General features: G+C 33.9%; 16 protein-coding genes. 13 read left to right on the forward strand and 3 right to left on the reverse strand.

The window, feature by feature from the left end; all coding sequences use genetic code 11:
* Positions 1–10 precede the first annotated feature (10 nt).
* Entirely contained in the window at positions 11–1,156 is a 1,146-nt protein-coding gene (cap8P, locus tag AA076_RS00605) for a type 8 capsular polysaccharide synthesis protein Cap8P (RefSeq protein WP_000723454.1), read from the forward strand.
* Positions 1,157–1,220: 64 nt separating this feature from the next.
* On the opposite strand, the gene isdI is transcribed toward cap8P, so the two are convergent.
* Complete coding sequence (isdI, locus tag AA076_RS00610; RefSeq protein WP_000480603.1) at positions 1,221–1,547, reverse strand: staphylobilin-forming heme oxygenase IsdI; 327 nt, start codon at positions 1,545–1,547, stop codon at positions 1,221–1,223.
* A gap of 6 nt (positions 1,548–1,553) precedes the next feature.
* Complete coding sequence (locus AA076_RS00615; protein ID WP_001237004.1) at positions 1,554–1,937, reverse strand: YbaN family protein; 384 nt, start codon at positions 1,935–1,937, stop codon at positions 1,554–1,556.
* A 426-nt stretch (positions 1,938–2,363) separates the two neighbouring features.
* On the opposite strand from AA076_RS00615, the gene AA076_RS00620 reads away from it, so the two are divergent.
* Positions 2,364–3,851 (forward strand): aldehyde dehydrogenase family protein, encoded by a 1,488-nt coding sequence (locus AA076_RS00620; protein WP_000290400.1) that lies wholly within the window; start codon positions 2,364–2,366, stop codon positions 3,849–3,851.
* A gap of 645 nt (positions 3,852–4,496) precedes the next feature.
* The gene (locus AA076_RS00625; RefSeq protein WP_001013484.1) at positions 4,497–5,456 is read left to right on the forward strand and encodes a cation diffusion facilitator family transporter; all 960 of its coding nucleotides are present in this window, start codon (positions 4,497–4,499) and stop codon (positions 5,454–5,456) included.
* A gap of 61 nt (positions 5,457–5,517) precedes the next feature.
* Here AA076_RS00625 and AA076_RS00630 read toward each other — a convergent pair whose 3' ends face one another.
* Positions 5,518–5,721 (reverse strand): hypothetical protein, encoded by a 204-nt coding sequence (locus AA076_RS00630; RefSeq protein WP_000356963.1) that lies wholly within the window; start codon positions 5,719–5,721, stop codon positions 5,518–5,520.
* 178 nt (positions 5,722–5,899) lie between these two features.
* Between AA076_RS00630 and AA076_RS00635 the strand changes: the two genes are divergently transcribed.
* From AA076_RS00635 to ausB, 10 genes are all read left to right on the forward strand, one after another.
* Positions 5,900–6,412 carry a DUF4242 domain-containing protein gene (locus AA076_RS00635; RefSeq protein ID WP_000171919.1) on the forward strand — a complete coding sequence of 171 codons (513 nt, stop codon included), beginning with the start codon at positions 5,900–5,902 and terminating at the stop codon, positions 6,410–6,412.
* A 341-nt stretch (positions 6,413–6,753) separates the two neighbouring features.
* Positions 6,754–7,494, forward strand: coding sequence for an ABC transporter ATP-binding protein (locus AA076_RS00640; protein ID WP_000590849.1), 741 nt, complete (start codon positions 6,754–6,756; stop codon positions 7,492–7,494).
* Between the two features lie 13 nt (positions 7,495–7,507).
* The gene (locus AA076_RS00645) at positions 7,508–8,482 is read left to right on the forward strand and encodes an ABC transporter substrate-binding protein (protein ID WP_000826685.1); all 975 of its coding nucleotides are present in this window, start codon (positions 7,508–7,510) and stop codon (positions 8,480–8,482) included.
* Positions 8,479–9,240 carry an ABC transporter permease gene (locus AA076_RS00650; RefSeq protein WP_000197958.1) on the forward strand — a complete coding sequence of 254 codons (762 nt, stop codon included), beginning with the start codon at positions 8,479–8,481 and terminating at the stop codon, positions 9,238–9,240. The genes AA076_RS00645 and AA076_RS00650 overlap by 4 nt, the downstream gene beginning before the upstream one ends.
* Positions 9,241–9,252: 12 nt before the next feature.
* Positions 9,253–10,284: an acyl-CoA/acyl-ACP dehydrogenase gene (locus AA076_RS00655; RefSeq protein ID WP_000171648.1), complete on the forward strand. Its 1,032-nt coding sequence runs from the start codon at positions 9,253–9,255 to the stop codon at positions 10,282–10,284.
* A 216-nt stretch (positions 10,285–10,500) separates the two neighbouring features.
* Positions 10,501–10,860: a Na-translocating system protein MpsC family protein gene (locus AA076_RS00660; RefSeq protein WP_001092004.1), complete on the forward strand. Its 360-nt coding sequence runs from the start codon at positions 10,501–10,503 to the stop codon at positions 10,858–10,860.
* A 172-nt stretch (positions 10,861–11,032) separates the two neighbouring features.
* Complete coding sequence (locus AA076_RS00665; RefSeq protein ID WP_000706137.1) at positions 11,033–12,058, forward strand: NAD-dependent formate dehydrogenase; 1,026 nt, start codon at positions 11,033–11,035, stop codon at positions 12,056–12,058.
* Between the two features lie 385 nt (positions 12,059–12,443).
* Positions 12,444–13,694, forward strand: coding sequence for an MDR family MFS transporter (locus AA076_RS00670; protein WP_000826862.1), 1,251 nt, complete (start codon positions 12,444–12,446; stop codon positions 13,692–13,694).
* 446 nt (positions 13,695–14,140) lie between these two features.
* The gene (gene ausA / locus AA076_RS00675) at positions 14,141–21,316 is read left to right on the forward strand and encodes an aureusimine non-ribosomal peptide synthetase AusA (protein WP_000605282.1); all 7,176 of its coding nucleotides are present in this window, start codon (positions 14,141–14,143) and stop codon (positions 21,314–21,316) included.
* A 12-nt stretch (positions 21,317–21,328) separates the two neighbouring features.
* Positions 21,329–21,973, forward strand: a complete 645-nt coding sequence (ausB, locus tag AA076_RS00680) for an aureusimine biosynthesis 4'-phosphopantetheinyl transferase AusB (protein WP_000215724.1) — start codon at positions 21,329–21,331, stop codon at positions 21,971–21,973.
* Positions 21,974–22,055 lie beyond the last annotated feature (82 nt).

Genomic DNA, 22,055 nt, shown 5'->3' on the forward strand with positions numbered 1-22,055 from the left:
GGATAATGTTATGAAAAAAATTATGGTTATTTTCGGTACGAGACCCGAAGCAATAAAAATGGCACCATTAGTAAAAGAAATTGATCATAATGGGAACTTTGAAGCGAACATTGTGATTACAGCACAACATAGAGATATGTTAGATAGTGTGTTAAGTATATTTGATATTCAAGCTGATCATGATTTAAATATTATGCAAGATCAACAAACATTAGCAGGCCTTACGGCGAATGCACTTGCTAAACTTGATAGCATCATTAATGAGGAACAACCGGATATGATTTTAGTACATGGTGATACTACAACGACTTTTGTAGGAAGTTTGGCAGCATTTTATCATCAAATTCCGGTCGGACATGTAGAAGCTGGACTTCGAACACATCAGAAATACTCACCATTTCCTGAAGAGTTAAATCGAGTCATGGTAAGTAATATTGCTGAATTGAATTTTGCGCCAACAGTAATTGCAGCTAAAAATTTACTTTTTGAAAACAAAGACAAAGAGCGTATCTTTATTACTGGAAATACAGTTATTGACGCATTGTCAACAACAGTTCAAAATGATTTTGTTTCAACGATTATTAATAAACATAAAGGCAAGAAAGTTGTTTTACTAACAGCGCATCGTCGTGAAAATATTGGGGAACCGATGCATCAGATTTTTAAAGCAGTAAGAGATTTGGCAGATGAATATAAAGATGTTGTCTTCATTTATCCAATGCATCGTAATCCAAAGGTAAGAGCGATTGCCGAAAAATATTTATCTGGGAGAAATCGGATTGAATTAATTGAGCCATTAGATGCGATTGAGTTCCATAATTTTACAAATCAATCGTACCTCGTGCTGACAGATTCTGGTGGTATTCAAGAGGAGGCTCCTACATTTGGAAAACCTGTGTTGGTATTAAGGAATCATACAGAGCGTCCCGAAGGCGTTGAGGCGGGAACATCGAGAGTAATTGGCACAGATTATGACAATATTGTTCGAAATGTGAAACAATTGATTGAGGATGATGAAGCGTATCAACGTATGAGTCAAGCGAATAATCCATATGGTGATGGACAAGCATCACGACGTATTTGTGAAGCAATAGAATATTATTTTGGATTGCGCACAGACAAGCCGGATGAATTCGTACCTTTACGTCACAAATAATAAAAAACCCCTAATCATGAAGTTGGTTTAGACAACCAGCGGTGACTAGGGGTTTTTAATATATTTATTTTTGATAGTGGTAGCCAATATCATATTTGAATACTTTATTTGATAATATTGGACTTTGCTGTCCATCGTCATCACTTTTTAAACGTACATTTTTATGAGCTTCTTTAAATACATCGGAATTCAACCAATTATTAAAGCTATCTTCAGATTCCCAAATAGTTAAGATTTTAACTTCGTCTGTATCCTCGGTATTTAATGTTTTAGTGACAAACATTTGTTGGAAGCCTTCAATAGTTTCAATACCTTGTCTATTGTAAAAACGTTCAATCGTTTCTTCCGCACTGCCTTTTTGTAATTGTAATCTATTTTCTGCCATAAACATGGGCAATCACTCCTCTATTTTATGATTTGATTTGGGTAATGTTTTTACAAATGTAAAGAGTACAGCGGTTTGTATGATAACCATTATGATTAATCCTACACGGACTGCAAGAACATCCACCATATAAATTGAAAAACCTATTACAATGTATAAGCTAATTAAAATTTTAATTTTCTGTTGTAGCGTGTAGCCTCGATGTAAATAAAAGTTTTCTACATATTCTTTATAAATTTTTTGATTAATAAGCCAATTGTAAAAGCGATCTGAACTTCGAGCAAAGCAAAAAACTGCTACGAGTAAAAAAGGGGTCGTTGGCAGTAAAGGTAATACGGCACCTGCAATACCAAGCGCTGTAAATATTAAGCCAATGACGATTAAAATAAGTCGCATTGAAAAAACTCCATTCTAGTACTAATGCGCATGTAATATTGTTTTAGTAATATAACTCATGCTAAATATAATGTGTATGATAAGTGCAATGACTCAGTAAAATGAAACGATGTTGAATTATCCTTGTCACATTAACGCATTTTAAGCGCGACTTTCATAACAACCAAACTATTTAATGAGAATTATTCTCAAGTATTATAGTTATATTATGTGTTTTATTTTTGAAAAGTGCAATATGTTTTCGAAAATAAGATTATTTTTATGTGCAAAAACGACGCAAAAGTTTTAAAAATGAGACTTCTGTGAGCTGATTATTTTATAAAATGTAAACGCTTACTATATAATGTGAATCATATCGTTTAAAAGCATTATTAAATATGATGCTAAGAGATTTATATTATAGCCAATAAACAAAGGAGAGATAATATGGCAGTAAACGTTCGAGATTATATTGCAGAGAATTATGGTTTATTTATCAATGGGGAATTTGTTAAAGGTAGCAGTGACGAAACAATCGAAGTGACTAATCCAGCAACTGGAGAAACACTATCACATATTACAAGAGCAAAAGATAAAGATGTCGATCATGCAGTCAAAGTGGCGCAAGAGGCATTTGAATCATGGTCATTAACTTCTAAATCAGAACGTGCACAAATGTTGCGTGATATTGGTGATAAATTAATGGCACAAAAAGATAAAATTGCAATGATTGAAACATTAAATAATGGTAAACCGATTCGTGAGACAACAGCAATTGATATTCCATTTGCTGCAAGACATTTCCATTATTTCGCAAGTGTTATTGAAACAGAAGAAGGTACAGTGAATGATATCGATAAAGACACAATGAGTATCGTACGACATGAGCCGATTGGCGTCGTAGGTGCTGTTGTTGCTTGGAACTTCCCAATGCTATTAGCTGCATGGAAGATTGCGCCAGCCATTGCTGCAGGTAATACAATTGTGATTCAACCTTCGTCTTCAACACCATTAAGTTTATTGGAAGTTGCTAAAATTTTCCAAGAGGTATTACCTAAAGGTGTTGTCAATATACTAACGGGTAAAGGTTCAGAATCAGGTAATGCAATTTTCAATCATGATGGTGTAGATAAATTATCATTTACGGGCTCAACTGATGTAGGTTATCAAGTTGCCGAAGCTGCAGCAAAACATCTAGTACCCGCTACATTAGAGCTTGGTGGTAAAAGCGCCAATATCATATTAGATGATGCTAATTTAGACCTTGCAGTTGAAGGTATTCAGTTAGGTATTTTATTCAACCAAGGTGAAGTATGTAGTGCAGGTTCTCGATTATTAGTTCATGAAAAAATTTATGATCAATTGGTGCCACGTTTACAAGAGGCATTTTCAAATATTAAAGTTGGAAATCCACAAGATGAAGCTACACAAATGGGTAGTCAAACTGGTAAGGATCAATTAGATAAAATTCAATCATATATTGATGCAGCAAAAGAATCAGATGCACAAATTTTAGCAGGCGGTCATCGCTTAACTGAAAATGGATTAGATAAAGGGTTCTTCTTTGAGCCGACATTAATTGCTGTGCCAGACAATCATCACAAATTAGCACAAGAAGAAATATTTGGACCAGTGTTAACAGTGATTAAAGTGAAGGACGATCAAGAAGCAATTGATATAGCTAATGATTCTGAGTATGGTTTAGCAGGCGGTGTATTTTCTCAAAATATCACACGTGCATTAAATATTGCTAAAGCTGTACGTACAGGACGTATTTGGATTAACACTTACAACCAAGTACCAGAAGGCGCACCATTTGGTGGTTATAAAAAATCAGGTATCGGTCGAGAAACTTATAAAGGTGCGTTAAGTAACTATCAACAAGTTAAAAATATTTATATTGATACAAGCAATGCTTTAAAAGGTTTGTACTAGAATAAATATCGTTTCTGAAGCGTGTTTGTAGGTCAGTCTAGCGGTAAGTCTTAACATTTAACGGCGTTGTTTAGATTTTAAGCAAAACAAAATATATAGGAACACGTATCATGATATTAGGATATAATGACTAAAATAATAGCAGTAGGATGGTTTTTAATTGCAAATCATCTTACTGCTGTTTTTAATTATGCTAATTTGCGATGCGGCTATTATAAGGACAGAGTTGTTTATTAATTATGGTGATTTAGAAATATGAAGTTCAATATGCAAAGTCATCGTTTGTTTTAATATGCGGAACAATCATTAAAGTTATTGCGATTTTTTGAACTTAATGAAACTAAACAATAAATTTGAGATACTTTTTTGTCATTTTTATGTAACTAACACAATAATCTCGTACATTATTAAAATTTTCTATATGATAGGAATAAAGCAAAGCGCGAGTGTGCTGTAAAAGTTTTCCAAGGTGATATTACATAAAGCTATAAAGGGTAAAGATTAATGAGTTGTCATGTAAATGACGATGATGTATAAATCATGGTTAATTACGGAAGCATTAATATTAACCTGAGAAGCTATAAAGAATTATTTTTAAAAGCGACAATATTAAATACGACGCATTTATTTAGGAGTGGCAAACGTATGAATGGGAAAAAGGCGAATACGATAAACAGATACAAATATTTTCATCATGTCAATCATCAAAAAATTCAACAAAGTTCTAAAAAGACGCTGTGGGCATCACTAATCATCACATTGTTATTTACAGTGATTGAATTTGTCGGAGGTTTAGTATCTAATTCATTGGCATTACTGTCAGATTCATTTCATATGCTTAGTGATGTATTAGCACTTGGTTTATCTATGTTGGCCATTTATTTTGCAAGTAAAAAGCCGACTGCACGATACACATTTGGATATTTAAGATTTGAGATATTAGCTGCATTTTTAAATGGTTTAGCATTAATTGTAATTTCAATCTGGATTTTATATGAAGCTATTGTACGTATTATTTATCCGCAACCAATTGAAAGTGGCATTATGTTTATGATTGCTAGTATTGGTTTACTCGTCAATATTATTTTGACTGTTATCCTTGTAAGGTCTTTAAAACAAGAAGACAATATCAATATTCAAAGTGCATTATGGCATTTCATGGGAGACTTATTGAACTCTATTGGTGTCATCGTTGCAGTTGTATTGATTTACTTTACAGGATGGCGCATCATCGACCCAATCATTAGTATTGTAATTTCACTCATCATTTTACGTGGTGGTTATAAAATTACGCGTAATGCGTGGTTAATTTTAATGGAAAGTGTGCCTCAACATTTGGATACTGATCAAATTATGGCAGATATTAAAAACATAGATGGCATATTAGATGTACATGAATTTCATTTGTGGAGTATTACAACAGAGCATTATTCATTAAGTGCCCATGTTGTGTTAGATAAAAAATATGAGGGTGATGATTATCAAGCGATTGATCAAGTATCATCATTGTTGAAAGAAAAATATGGCATTGCACATTCAACGTTGCAAATTGAAAACTTGCAATTGAATCCATTAGATGAGCCATACTTCGACAAATTAACATAAATAAAACATTGTAGCGCCTAAAACATTAATCTATGTCATAGGCGCACGTTTCGTTTTATACTTATGTTGCATCATTTAAATGATTTTCGTCAATTTCTTTGATGCTATCTACATCTAACACGACATCTTTAGGTTTCAAAATATGAATATGTTTTTCATCATTTGTATGTAAAATGCGTTCTATGATGTACCTTTGACCGGCCATTGTTTCTACAGCAATCTTTTTGTTTCTAGCTAAACTTGCTACGACAGATTCTTTATCCATAATGATAGCCCCCTATATATATGTTTATTTACTTATACCCTAACATGATTTTTATACTCTTTGAAAATATATTTTACAGAATTTTATCTAAATATTTAAAAAAATATCTTAATATCCTTGTAATCCGATAAGAATTATAGTAATATTTTTTCAACCATTGTTATAGGAGGTCTTATTAATGACATTATTTTTATTAGAAGCTAACAATCTTGATTTTGCATCAACGAAAGAAGAACTAGAAGCAAAGGCAGCATCACTATCTACGAAGACAATTCCAACATTAATTGAAGTACAAGCTACTGAAAATTTAACTCATGGTTATTTTATTGTGGAAGCAAATGACGAAGCAGAAGCTAAACAATTTTTAACAGAAGCAGATATTAGTATTCAATTAGTCAAAGAAGTACGCTTAGTTGGTAAAGATTTAGATGAAGTTAAAAATGGTGATGCACATGTTGATTACCTTGTAACTTGGAACATTCCGGAAGGCATTACGATGGATCAATATTTAGCACGTAAAAAGAAAAATTCTGTTCATTATGAAGAAGTGCCAGAAGTTGAATTTAAACGCACATATGTATGTGAAGATATGTCTAAATGTATTTGTTTATACAACGCACCTGATGAAGAAGCGGTACGTCGCGCGCGCAAAGCAGTTGATACACCGATTGATGGCATCGAAAAACTTTAATAAGACAACAAGTTGATGAGATATATGTATATAGGTTTGGCATGGATTTCGATTGCAGTTAATTAGAATAGCTCAATGCTATAAATGTAAGTAGTTGATATGAAGAAACTAATGAACTAAATGCAAGTATTGTCTAAAACAATCATTTTATTGAAATTTAGTAGAGCTGAAATTAATATAACGTCGTTAATTGAATAACGCTTATGTTATAAGAGCACTCATACCAAACCATAATCATCTATAGATATAACAATTCACGATATAAGGGCTGTGTTTGGCATAGCCCTTTAGATATACACTTAATTCCTATTAAAATAGTAGGGATTAAAAGGGGGCTTGTCATGATTAAAATTCAACAATTACAACATCACTTTGGATCACATAAAGTAATTCATAACTTTAATTTGGACATTAGCAAGGGAGAAATAGTCACTTTCATAGGGAAAAGTGGTTGCGGAAAGTCTACTTTACTCAATATTATCGGTGGATTTATTCATCCATCGTCTGGTCGTGTCATTATTGATAACGAAATTAAACAACAGCCATCTCCAGATTGTTTAATGCTATTTCAACATCATAATTTGCTGCCATGGAAAACGATTAATGACAACATTAGGATTGGATTACAACAGAAAATTAGTGATGAAGAGATTAACGCACAGCTTAAATTAGTTGATTTAGAAGACAGGGGAAAGCATTTTCCCGAGCAACTGTCCGGGGGTATGAAACAACGTGTGGCACTATGTCGAGCGCATGTGCATAAGCCTAACGTTATATTGATGGATGAGCCATTAGGTGCATTAGATGCATTTACACGTTATAAACTTCAGGATCAACTAGTGCAACTAAAACATAAAACGCAATCAACTATTATTTTAGTGACGCATGACATTGATGAAGCTATTTATCTTTCCGACCGCATTGTTCTGTTAGGTGAAGGGTGCAATATTATTTCTCAATATGAAATTACAGCATCACATCCACGCAGTCGTAATGATAGCCACCTACTTAAGATTCGTAATGAAATTATGGAAACATTTGCATTGAATCATCATCAAGTTGAACCTGAATATTATTTATAAGGAGTGAGTGACGATGAAAAGGTTAAGCATAATCGTCATCATTGGAATCTTTATAATTACAGGATGTGATTGGCAAAGGACGTCTAAAGAACGGTCTAAAAATGCCCAAAATCAGCAAGTGATTAAAATTGGATATTTGCCGATTACACATTCAGCTAATTTGATGATGACTAAAAAATTATTATCACAATACAATCATCCGAAATATAAACTAGAATTAGTTAAATTCAATAATTGGCCAGATTTAATGGACGCATTAAACAGTGGTCGTATTGATGGTGCATCAACTTTAATAGAGCTAGCGATGAAATCAAAACAGAAGGGCTCAAATATAAAGGCTGTGGCATTGGGCCATCATGAAGGCAATGTCATTATGGGACAAAAAGGTATGCACTTAAATGAATTTAATAATAATGGCGATGATTACCATTTTGGTATACCACATCGTTATTCAACACATTATCTTTTACTTGAGGAATTACGTAAACAATTAAAGATTAAACCGGGGCATTTTAGCTATCATGAAATGTCGCCAGCAGAAATGCCAGCCGCATTGAGTGAACACAGAATTACAGGGTATTCTGTAGCCGAACCATTCGGTGCACTGGGTGAAAAGTTAGGCAAAGGTAAGACTTTGAAACATGGTGATGACGTTATACCTGATGCGTATTGCTGTGTGCTAGTACTGAGAGGGGAATTGCTTGATCAACACAAGGATGTAGCGCAAGCATTTGTACAAGATTATAAAAAGTCTGGCTTTAAAATGAATGATCGCAAGCAAAGTGTAGACATTATGACGCATCATTTTAAACAAAGTCGTGACGTTTTAACACAGTCAGCGGCATGGACATCCTATGGTGATTTAACAATTAAGCCATCCGGCTATCAAGAAATTACGACATTGGTAAAACAACATCATTTGTTTAATCCACCTGCATATGATGACTTTGTTGAACCGTCATTGTATAAGGAGGCATCGCGTTCATGACACGTCCCACAAATAACAAATTTATATTACCTATTATCACATTTATTATTTTCTTAGGCATTTGGGAAATGGTCATTATTATTGGGCATTACCAACCTGTATTGTTACCGGGTCCTGCTCTTGTAGGAAAAAGTATATGGTCTTTCATTGTTACTGGAGAAATTTTCCAACATTTAGCAATTAGTTTATGGAGATTTGTAGCGGGCTTTGTTGTCGCATTGTTGGTTGCTATTCCATTGGGCTTCTTGCTTGGAAGGAATCGTTGGCTATACAACGCTATCGAACCGCTATTTCAATTGATTAGGCCGATATCTCCGATAGCATGGGCACCATTTGTTGTTCTATGGTTTGGTATTGGTAGTTTGCCAGCGATTGCGATTATTTTTATCGCTGCTTTTTTCCCAATTGTGTTCAATACTATTAAAGGCGTTAGAGACATTGAACCTCAATATTTAAAAATAGCAGCAAATTTAAATTTAACTGGGTGGTCATTGTATCGCAATATATTATTTCCCGGGGCATTTAAACAAATCATGGCTGGGATACATATGGCGGTAGGAACAAGTTGGATATTTTTAGTTTCTGGTGAAATGATTGGTGCACAATCGGGATTAGGTTTTTTAATCGTTGATGCACGAAATATGTTGAACTTAGAAGATGTTTTAGCAGCAATATTCTTTATCGGATTATTTGGTTTTATTATTGATCGATTCATTAGTTATATTGAGCAGTTTATACTTAGAAGATTTGGTGAATAAGGAGAGATGATGATGACTTTAGAAACGCTTATCAAAGAACAATTAGATCCTCATTTAGTAGAAGTTGATGAAGGGACGTATTATCCGAGAACATTTATTCAGCAATTATTTGTAGATGGTTATTTCGGTGAGGCGGCATTGAGAAAAAATGCTGAAGTAATCGAAGCTGTATCGCAGTCTTGTTTGACAACAGGATTTTGTTTATGGTGCCAATTAGCTTTTTCAACGTATTTAGAAAATGCCACGCAGCCACATTTAAATAATGACTTACAACAGCAATTGTTATCTGGAGAAATATTAGGTGCTACCGGATTGTCTAATCCGATGAAGTCATTTAATGATTTAGAAAAGTTGAACCTTGAACACACTTATGTTGATGGACAATTGGTTGTCAGTGGACGTATGCCAGCTGTAAGTAATATTCAAGAAGACCATTATTTTGGTGCGATTTCGAAACATGAATCATCAGATGAATTTGTCATGTTCATTCTACGTGCCAATCAAGATGGTATCACTCTTGTTGAAAAAACCAATTTTTTAGGAGTCAACGGGTCAGCAACGTATCAAATCACATTGAATCAAGTCGTAGTGCCACAATCACAAATTATCACGCATGATGCGAAGCAGTTTGCGGCAACTATTCGCCCGCAATTTATTGCTTACCAAATTCCAATAGGATTAGGCTCAATTAAAAGTTCTTTAGAGTTAATTGATGCATTTTCAAATGTGCAAAACGGAATAAATCAATATTTAGAGTATGATGTTGAAGCTTTTAAAAAACGTTATCGTCAACTTAGAGAGGAATATTATGCAATATTAGATGACGGTAACTTAACTTCACATTTAAATGAATTAATATCATTGAAGAAGGACATCGGCTATTTATTGTTAGATGTAAATCAAGCTTCTGTTGTCAATGGTGGTTCTAGAGCGTACACACCATATTCGCCACAAGTTCGCAAGTTAAAAGAAGGATTCTTCTTCGCAGCATTGACACCGACATTAAGACATTTAGGTAAACTTGAAGCAGAGTTGAAGGGGTAAGTGTGATAAGCTGATTTTTTGTTTAGATGCGTTTGTTGAAACATTTTTTAAAATAATATAAATCTTAGTTTATAAACATTTTCTGTTAATTTGTTATATCCTTTTAACTAGGAAAATATACATTTCGTAATAATAATAATCGTTATCATTGAAAAAGTGTTAATAAGGTGTATAATGAAAATGTGAACAATTAATGAACTTCTTATTTTAAAGAAGGTGAATACTATAGATACGCATACTAAAGAACAACAATTCTCGAATCTAGTAAGATCTTATCGTAAAGAATACGTGGGTAAAGGACCCAATAGTATTCGAGTGTCGTTTAAAGATAATTGGGCGATTGCACATATGACAGGTGTTTTGAGTAAAGTTGAGAGTTTTTACCTAAACGACAAACGCAATGAATCGATGCTCCATTATACACGCACAGAGAAGATTAAACAGATGTATAAAGAAATAGATGTAAATGAGATGGAAAGTCTTGTAGGCGCTAAGTTTGTAAAATTATTTACAGATATTGATTTGAATGATGATGAAGTCATTTCAATATTTGTTTTCGATAAGTCAATAGAATAAGTGTTGCTGGTGTAAGGTACACGGTGCTGTTTGCTAACTTCGCTTTGAATTTAACAATAATTCAAGGGGGTGGTATGTCAAACGGTGCCGTTTTTTTGTCATATTTTTAAAACAAGCAACATGCAACACGTACTTTAAGGAAGTCAAAATTTATCATTTAGGAGAGATGGATATGAAAATCGTAGCATTATTTCCAGAAGCAGTAGAAGGTCAAGAAAATCAATTACTTAATACTAAAAAAGCATTAGGATTAAAAACATTTTTAGAGGAAAGAGGACATGAGTTCATTATATTAGCAGATAATGGTGAAGACTTAGATAAACATTTACCAGATATGGATGTGATTATTAGTGCGCCATTTTATCCTGCATATATGACTCGTGAACGTATTGAAAAAGCACCGAACTTGAAATTAGCAATTACAGCAGGTGTAGGATCTGACCATGTAGATTTAGCGGCAGCAAGTGAACACAATATTGGTGTCGTTGAAGTTACAGGAAGTAATACAGTTAGTGTGGCAGAACATGCGGTTATGGATTTATTAATACTTCTTAGAAACTATGAAGAAGGTCATCGTCAATCAGTAGAAGGTGAATGGAACTTGTCTCAAGTAGGTAATCATGCGCATGAATTACAACACAAAACAATTGGTATTTTTGGATTTGGTCGAATTGGACAACTTGTTGCTGAAAGATTAGCGCCATTTAATGTAACATTACAACACTATGATCCAATCAATCAACAAGACCATAAATTGTCTAAATTTGTAAGCTTTGATGAACTTGTTTCAACAAGTGATGCGATTACAATTCATGCACCATTAACACCAGAAACTGATAACTTATTTGATAAAGATGTTTTAAGTCGTATGAAAAAACACAGTTATTTAGTGAATACTGCACGTGGTAAAATTGTAAATCGCGATGCGTTAGTTGAAGCGTTAGCATCCGAGCATTTACAAGGATATGCTGGTGATGTTTGGTATCCACAACCTGCACCTGCTGATCATCCATGGAGAACAATGCCTAGAAATGCTATGACGGTTCACTATTCAGGTATGACTTTAGAAGCACAAAAACGTATTGAAGATGGAGTTAAAGATATTTTAGAGCGTTTCTTCAATCATGAACCTTTCCAAGATAAAGATATTATTGTTGCAAGTGGTCGTATTGCTAGTAAAAGTTATACAGCTAAATAGAATAAGGATGCTGGGCTAGCGATTAACGCTTTCAATTTTATATAAATGAATCATATAAGCACTACTGCTGTTGTAAAGATGGCAGTAGTTTTTTTATGATTACATCTAAGTATAGTCACGGCTATGTTAGGACAATGATTTAACATTTACGCACATATGTGTTCACTTACGCAATTATTGATAAATTTCATTCATTTGGAATAATATATAGTCATATAGTGCTAATTTTTTTGAGGCATTATATGCAAGATGCATTGTAAAGTCGATGCATTTGTTTGTTAAATAACTTTGTATAACTAAAAATTCTTTGTTTCAACGTATAATCTAATAATAGATTTTATATAAATGGTAGTGTGTATATATGTGGAAAGGGGTGTAGTTATTAATGAAACGCTTAAGTACGACTTTGAAAGTACGATTGATTAGCAATTTTTTACAGCTAATTATTACGACAGCATTTATACCGTTTATAGCACTATATTTAACAGATATGTTAAGTCAATCAATTGTCGGTATATATCTTGTTGGTTTAGTGGTTCTAAAATTTCCATTGTCCATTATATCTGGTTACCTTATTGAGATATTTCCGAAAAAGTTGCTAGTACTTATTTATCAAGCGACGATGGTGATAATGCTTGTGTTCATGGGCGTATTTGGGTCACATCAATTGTGGCAAATTATTGGTTTTTGTGTTGCATATGCCATATTTACAATCGTTTGGGGATTACAATTTCCAGTTATGGACACATTAATTATGGATGCAATTACCGAAGACGTGGAACATTATATTTACAAGATTAGCTATTGGATGACAAACTTATCGGTAGCTATTGGGGCATTGTTAGGTGGCTTGATGTATGGCTACAGTATGTTACTACTTTTCTTAATAGCAGCTTGTATATTTTTAATTGTACTCTTTATTTTATATATTTGGTTACCTCAAGACCGAAATCAAGTAAAGCAAAGTGATGACAAGAGGCATGCAAGTCGTTATCAAAAATTACAAATAATGAATATATTTCGCAGTTATAAATTAGTTTTGAAAGACCGTAATTATATGTTATTGATTTCGGGGTTCAGTATCATCATGATGGGTGAATTTTCAATCTCCTCATATATTGCTATTAGACTAAAGGATCAGTTTGAAACAATAAGTATAGGTTCATATGATATTACAGGTGCTAAGATGTTAGCAATCTTGCTAATGATTAATACGGTCGTCGTCATTTTACTCACGTATTCAATCTCGAAAGTTGTATTGAAAATAGATTTTAAAAAAGCTTTAATCACTGGTTTGCTGATTTATATTGTTGGCTATAGTGGTCTAACCTATCTTAATCAGTTTGGCTTATTAGTTGTTTTTATGATAATTGCGACTGTAGGTGAAATTATTTATTCGCCTATAGTTTCAGAACAACGCTTTAAAATTATTCCTAAAGCTAAAAGAGGAACATATAGTGCAGTTAATGCATTAGGTATTCATTTTTCAGAAACACTAGCTAGGTTAGGGATTGTGTTGGGTGTTTTCTTAACGTCATTACAAATGGGACTGTATATGTTTATCGTTTTAACAATTGGTGCTAGCATGCTTGTTGCTGGTGTATTTGGGGGACAAAAACAAGTGAATACAAATTGAATTTATTTAAATATTTATTTTATGCATCTTTTTATATGGAAAACCTATTAATTTGGTCGTAATTAAAATAGAGATAAATTTATTAAGAATTTGTTAAAATTTAAGGATAACAATTGTTTTATGCGAGTTGTTTGTTTAATATAAACTTGCTTCATGGATATTTTGTAACAACAATATTGAGTTTGCAATGAGATGTGAACAACAGAAAGTGATTAACGATTTGTAGTGTGCTATTTATCGAAGATGTATGTAATTTACATTGAAAAATATACCAATTGTAACGATGATACAAGATGTATTTTAGGGTAGAATATATCGCTCATATGTTGCGAATGGTGTTTTATATTAATCATTACATAACGAGTTAATTAACATTTCGTCGGTTATCATATCATCATGCAATTTCAGTAAGTAATGAGTATTATGATATGAAAGAAGGACTTTTTATGATTATGGGTAATTTGAGATTTCAACAGGAATATTTTCGTATATACAAAAATAATACAGAATCAACGACACACCGTAATGCGTATTGGGTTAAACTCGCTAAAAATGTTGAAGCTACTAAAATGATGTATGCATTATCGACAATTGTGCAACAACATGCATCTATAAGACATTTTTTTGATGTTACTACCGATGACAATTTAACAATGATACTTCATGAATTTCTGCCTTTTATTGAGATAAAACAAGTTCCATCTTCTTCCGCAAACTATGATTTAGAAGCTTTTTTTAAGCAAGAATTAAGTACTTACCATTTTAATGATTCACCTTTATTCAAAGTTAAATTGTTTCAGTTCGCTGATGCTGCATATATACTATTAGATTTTCATGTGTCCATTTTCGATGATAGTCAAATTGATATTTTTCTTGATGATTTATGCAATGCATATCGTGGCAATACTGTTATTAACAATACTCGACAGCATGCACATATAAATAGAAATGATGATAAAGACAATCAAGATGCATCGCATATAGCATTAGACTCAAACTATTTTCGGTTAGAGAATAACTCTGACATCCATATTGATAGTTATTTTCCAATTAAGCATCCATTTGAACAAGCTTTATATCAAACGTATTTGATTGATGATATGACATCAATAGATATGGCATCGTTGGCTGTTAGTGTGTATTTAGCTAATCATATAATGAGTCAACAACATGATGTCACATTAGGTATACATGTACCATCACATTTACCAAATGATTTACACGGAAATATTGTGCCGTTAACGTTAACAATCGATGCAAAAGATGTATGTCAACGTTTTACAACAGATTTTAATAAATGTGTGTTGCAAAATATGTCGCAATTACAGTGCGCGAAGTCTTCGCTTTCACTAGAGACTATTTTTCATTGTTATCATCATATGATGTCTTGTTGTAATGATGTTATTGAGGATGTACATCAAATACATGATGCACATACATCTTTAGCGGATATTGAAATTTTTCCACATCAACACGGGTTCAAAATTATATATAACAGTGCAGCATATGATTTGCTCTCAATCGAGACGCTGAGTGACTTAGTTCGAAATATTTATTTGCAAATTACTGAAGAAAATGGAAATAAACGAACAACTGTAGATGAACTTAATTTGATGACAGAACGTGATATTCAATTATATGACGATATCAATTTAAGTTTGCCTGAGATAGATGATGCGCAAACAGTTGTTACCTTATTTGAGCAACAAGTTGAAGCAACGCCGAATCATGTCGCTGTGCAATTTGACGGAGTGTTTATAACATATCAAACATTGAATGCACGCGCGAATGATTTAGCACACCGTTTGAGAAACCAGTATGGTGTTGAACCTAATGATCGTGTCGCTGTCATAGCTGAAAAAAGTATTGAGATGATAATAGCGATGATAGGTGTGTTGAAAGCTGGTGGGGCTTACGTGCCAATTGATCCGAACTATCCAAGTGATCGTCAGGAGTACATTTTAAAAGATGTAACGCCTAAAGTTGTAATAACGTACCAAGCTTTATATGAAAATGGTAAACAAAATATTAATCACATTGATTTGAATAAGATAGCGTGGAAAAATATTGATAATCTTTCTAAATGTAACACGTTAGAAGATCATGCTTATGTTATTTACACGTCGGGGACAACTGGTAACCCTAAAGGGACACTAATTCCGCACCGAGGTATTGTTCGCTTGGTCCATCAAAATCATTATGTACCATTAAATGAAGAGACGACGATTTTGTTATCAGGAACTATAGCCTTTGATGCTGCAACATTTGAAATATATGGTGCATTGCTCAATGGTGGAAAGCTGATTGTTGCTAAAAAAGAACAATTATTAAATCCAATAGCGGTAGAACAATTAATCAATGAAAATGACGTTAATACTATGTGGTTAACCTCCTCATTATTTAATCAGATTGCTAGTGAACGAATAGAAGTATTGGTACCGTTAAAGTATTTATTAATTGGTGGAGAAGTATTGAATGCTAAGTGGGTGGATTTGCTTAATCAAAAACCGAAGCATCCTCAAATTATTAATGGTTATGGACCAACTGAAAATACAACATTTACAACGACGTATAATATACCTAACAAAGTTCCAAATCGTATTCCTATTGGTAAACCGATTCTGGGTACTCATGTTTATATCATGCAAGGCGAGCGTCGGTGTGGCGTTGGTATTCCTGGAGAATTATGTACAAGTGGCTTTGGGTTAGCTGCAGGTTATTTAAATCAGCCAGAATTGACAGCAGATAAATTTATCAAAGATTCAAATATAAATCAGCTGATGTATAGAAGTGGTGATATCGTTCGTTTGTTACCCGATGGCAACATAGATTATTTATATCGAAAGGACAAACAAGTTAAGATTCGAGGGTTTAGGATTGAGTTGTCAGAGGTTGAGCATGCGCTCGAGCGTATACAAGGTATTAATAAAGCAGTTGTTATTGTTCAAAATCATGATCAAGATCAGTATATCGTTGCTTATTATGAAGCGATGCATACATTATCACATAATAAGATTAAATCACAATTACGTATGACCTTACCGGAGTACATGATACCAGTTAATTTCATGCATATTGAGCAAATTCCTATTACTATTAATGGGAAATTAGATAAGAAGGCATTGCCTATCATGGACTATGTCGATACGGATGCCTATGTAGCACCGAGTACAGATACCGAACACTTGCTATGCCAAATTTTTGCAGATATTTTACATGTGAATCAAGTAGGTATTCATGATAATTTCTTTGAATTAGGTGGCCATTCATTAAAAGCAACGTTAGTGGTGAATCGGATAGAGGCATCTACTGGGAAACGATTACAAATTGGTGATTTATTACAAAAGCCAACTGTATTTGAACTAGCACAAGCGATTGCTAAGGTTCAAGAACAAAACTATGAAGTGATTCCAGAAACTATAGTTAAAGATGATTATGTGCTGAGCTCTGCACAAAAGCGTATGTATTTATTATGGAAATCAAACCATAAAGATACGGTGTATAACGTACCTTTTTTATGGCGGTTATCATCAGAACTTAATGTAGCTCAATTGCGACAAGCAGTGCAGCGTTTGATAGCGCGACATGAGATTTTACGAACACAATATATTGTTGTAGATGATGAGGTTCGACAACGTATTGTGGCAGATGTTGCAGTTGACTTTGAAGAAGTTAACACGCATTTTACGGATGAACAAGAAATCATGCGCCAATTTGTAGCACCTTTTAATTTGGAAAAGCCAAGTCAAATTAGAGTGAGATACATTAGAAGTCCCTTACATGCATACCTCTTTATAGATACGCATCATATCATTAATGACGGTATGAGTAATATACAATTAATGAATGATCTTAACGCACTTTATCAACATAAATTATTGTTACCACTTAAATTGCAATATAAAGACTATAGTGAGTGGATGTCGCATCGTGATATGACGAAACATAGACAATATTGGTTATCTCAATTCAAAGATGAAGTACCTATTTTAAGCTTACCGACAGACTATGTTAGACCAAATATTAAAACGACAAATGGAGCAATGATGTCATTTACAATGAATCAACAAATGAGACAGCTACTTCAAAAGTATGTAGAAAAGCATCAAATTACTGATTTTATGTTCTTTATGAGTGTGGTCATGACGTTGTTAAGTAGATATGCTCGAAAAGATGATGTTGTTGTCGGTAGTGTGATGAGTGCGCGTATGCATAAAGGCACGGAGCAAATGCTAGGCATGTTTGCTAATACGTTGGTATATAGAGGGCAACCGTCACCTGATAAAATGTGGACACAGTTTTTACAAGAGGTTAAGGAAATGAGTTTGGAGGCATACGAGCATCAAGAATACCCATTCGAATGTTTAGTAAATGACTTAGATCAATCACATGATGCCTCACGGAATCCATTATTTGATGTCATGTTAGTACTACAAAACAATGAAACGAATCATGCTCATTTTGGGCATAGTAAATTAACACACATTCAACCCAAATCAGTGACGGCGAAATTTGATTTATCTTTCATCATTGAAGAAGATCGCGATGACTATACAATCAATATCGAGTATAATACCGATTTATATCACTCAGAAACAGTTCGTCACATGGGTAATCAATGTATGATTATGATTGATTATATTTTGAAGCATCAAGATACACTACAAATTTGTGATATACCAAACGGCACGGAGGAACTTCTAAATTGGGTCAATACGCATGTTAACGATCGAATGCTTAATGTCCCGGGAAATAAATCTATCATAAGTTACTTTAATGAAGTTGTCTCACGACAAGGTAATCATGTTGCGCTAGTCATGAATGATTTGACAATGACGTATGAAACATTACGCAACTATGTGGATGCCATTGCGCACATGCTCCTATCAAATGGTGTGGGCAATGGTCAACGGGTTGCCTTGTTTACAGAACGTAGTTTTGAAATGATTGCGGCGATGTTGGCGACAGTTAAAGTAGGTGCATCTTATATACCTATCGATATTGATTTTCCGAATAAACGACAAGGTGCAATTTTGGAGGATGCTAAAGTAACTGCAGTCATGTCTTACGGCGTTGAAATTGAAACGACATTACCAGTCATTCAATTGGAAAATGCTAAAGGCTTTGTTGAATCAAAGGAAAATGAACAATATGATGATTTACATGGCAATCAACTTGAAAACACAGCGATGTTAGATAATGAGATGTATGCTATTTACACATCTGGTACGACCGGGATGCCTAAAGGGGTTGCCATACGACAACGAAATTTGTTGAATTTAGTGCATGCATGGTCAACTGAATTGCAATTAGGCGACAATGAAGTATTTTTGCAACATGCAAATATTGTTTTTGATGCATCAGTTATGGAGATTTATTGTTGTTTGTTAAATGGTCATACGCTTGTGATTCCAGATAGAGAGGAACGTGTTAATCCAGAACAGTTACAACAACTCATTAATAAGCATCGTGTGACGGTTGCGTCGATTCCGTTACAGATGTGTAGTGTTATGGAAGACTTTTATATTGAAAAGTTGATTACAGGCGGGGCAACTAGTACGGCATCCTTTGTTAAATATATTGAGAAGCATTGTGGCACGTATTTCAATGCCTATGGACCATCTGAGTCAACAGTCATCACATCGTATTGGTCACATCATTGTGGTGATTTGATACCTGAGACGATTCCAATTGGCAAACCCTTATCTAACATCCAAGTGTATATTATGTCAGATGGTTTGTTATGCGGTATTGGTATGCCAGGCGAGTTGTGTATTGCAGGTGATAGTTTAGCGATAGGATATATTAATCGTCCAGAATTAATGGCTGATAAATGGCAAAATAATCCATTTGGTAAAGGAAAGTTGTATCATAGTGGTGATTTAGCACGTTATACATCTGATGGTCAAATTGAATTTTTAGGAAGAATAGATAAACAAGTGAAAGTTAACGGGTACCGTATTGAACTTGATGAAATTGAAAATGCAATATTAGCTATTCGTGGTATATCTGATTGTGTTGTAACAGTAAGTCACTTTGATACGCATGATATATTGAATGCTTATTATGTCGGAGAGCAACAAGTGGAACAGGATTTGAAGCAATATTTAAATGATCAGCTGCCTAAGTATATGATTCCTAAGACTATAACGCATATCGATTGTATGCCATTAACCACGAATGACAAGGTGGATACTACGCGTTTGCCAAATCCATCACCTATACAACAGTCTAATAAAGTGTATAGCGAACCCTCTAATGAAATTGAGCAGACATTTGTTGATGTATTTGGAGAGGTATTGAAACAAAATGATGTCGGTGTTGACGATGATTTCTTTGAACTTGGTGGTAACTCATTAGAGGCGATGTTAGTTGTCTCGCATTTAAAACGATTTGGCCATCATATTTCAATGCAGACATTATACCAATATAAAACCGTGCGACAGATTGTTAATTATATGTACCAAAATCAACAATCATTAGTTGCATTACCGGATAATCTTTCGGAATTACAAAAGATTGTTATGTCTCGTTATAACTTGGGTATTTTAGAGGATAGTCTAAGTCATCGACCTCTAGGAAATACACTATTGACTGGCGCGACAGGTTTTTTAGGTGCTTATCTGATTGAAGTACTACAAGGATACAGTCATCGCATTTATTGTTTCATACGTGCTGATAATGAGGAAATAGCATGGTATAAGTTGATGACGAATTTAAATGATTATTTTTCAGAAGAGACGGTTGAAATAATGTTATCAAACATTGAAGTCATTGTTGGTGATTTCGAGTGTATGGATGATGTTGTTTTACCAGAAAACATGGATACGATTATTCATGCAGGTGCTCGTACAGATCACTTTGGTGATGATGATGAATTTGAAAAAGTAAATGTTCAAGGTACTGTTGATGTCATACGTTTGGCACAACAACATCATGCAAGGTTAATATATGTGTCTACGATAAGTGTGGGAACTTATTTTGATATAGACACAGAAGATGTGACATTTTCAGAAGCGGATGTCTATAAAGGGCAACTACTAACATCACCATATACACGGAGCAAATTTTATAGTGAATTAAAAGTATTAGAAGCTGTAAATAATGGCTTAGATGGTCGGATTGTACGTGTTGGTAATTTGACGAATCCTTACAATGGAAGATGGCATATGAGAAATATAAAGACTAACCGTTTTTCAATGGTAATGAATGATTTGTTACAACTGGATTGTATCGGGGTTAGCATGGCTGAAATGCCTGTAGATTTTTCTTTTGTGGATACGACTGCAAGACAAATTGTCGCATTAGCACAGGTCAACACACCACAAATCATTTACCATGTGCTATCACCTAATAAAATGCCGGTGAAATCTTTGTTAGAATGCGTTAAGCGCAAAGAAATTGAACTCGTCAGCGATGAATCATTTAATGAAATTTTACAGAAACAAGACATGTACGAAACGATTGGATTAACTAGTGTTGACCGTGAACAACAACTAGCAATGATAGATACAACATTAACATTAAAAATAATGAATCACATCAGTGAAAAATGGCCAACGATAACTAACAATTGGCTGTATCATTGGGCACAATATATCAAAACAATATTCAATAAGTAAGTAGGGAAAGTTATGACAGTATTTGTAATGCAATTACAGAGTAACTTGAAAAGTATTGAAGAATTAATATCACAAAGTCGTTGGTCATATAAAAAACCGCGTACAGTCAACTATAGATACAATCAAGATAAACTCATGCACAGATTGGGAGATATTTTAGTGCAATATGGAATTCAACATGACACAGGTTTATTACCACATGAATGGCATTATCACATTTCGCCACGAGGTAAGGCAGATATTGTTCAACACAATCGTGATGGACAGCCCATCTATGTGAGCTTATCATATAGTTATCCTTATATCGTGTGTGTTGTCGATAAAGAACCAGTTGGTATTGATATCGAAAAGATATCACAACGTTTAGACTGGCGTACGTTAGTGACGTGTTTCTCTACAAACGAAGCACATCAAATATGTAGTTTAAATGATTTTTATCAAATATGGACACAAAAAGAAAGTTTTACAAAATTGATTGGTGAAGGTTTAATCAAAGGATTGGACATTTATGATATGACACAATCACACTTTTATCAATCACGTGAAGTGAAGTTCAAACAATTTATTTTTGATCAGTTTATGGTACAGGTATGTTTCTTAGGACAGGCACCCTGGGGTTATAAAAAAGTGTCTGTATTTCAGTTATTGAGTAGTTAATATGACGTCTGACAGTATCATTGCGCAGTGATTTTAAACTATACTGCCTAAATGTTTACTGTTAGATGTTTTTTTATTGGAA

The organism is Staphylococcus aureus, from assembly GCF_001027105.1.
GTDB lineage: Bacteria > Bacillota > Bacilli > Staphylococcales > Staphylococcaceae > Staphylococcus > Staphylococcus aureus.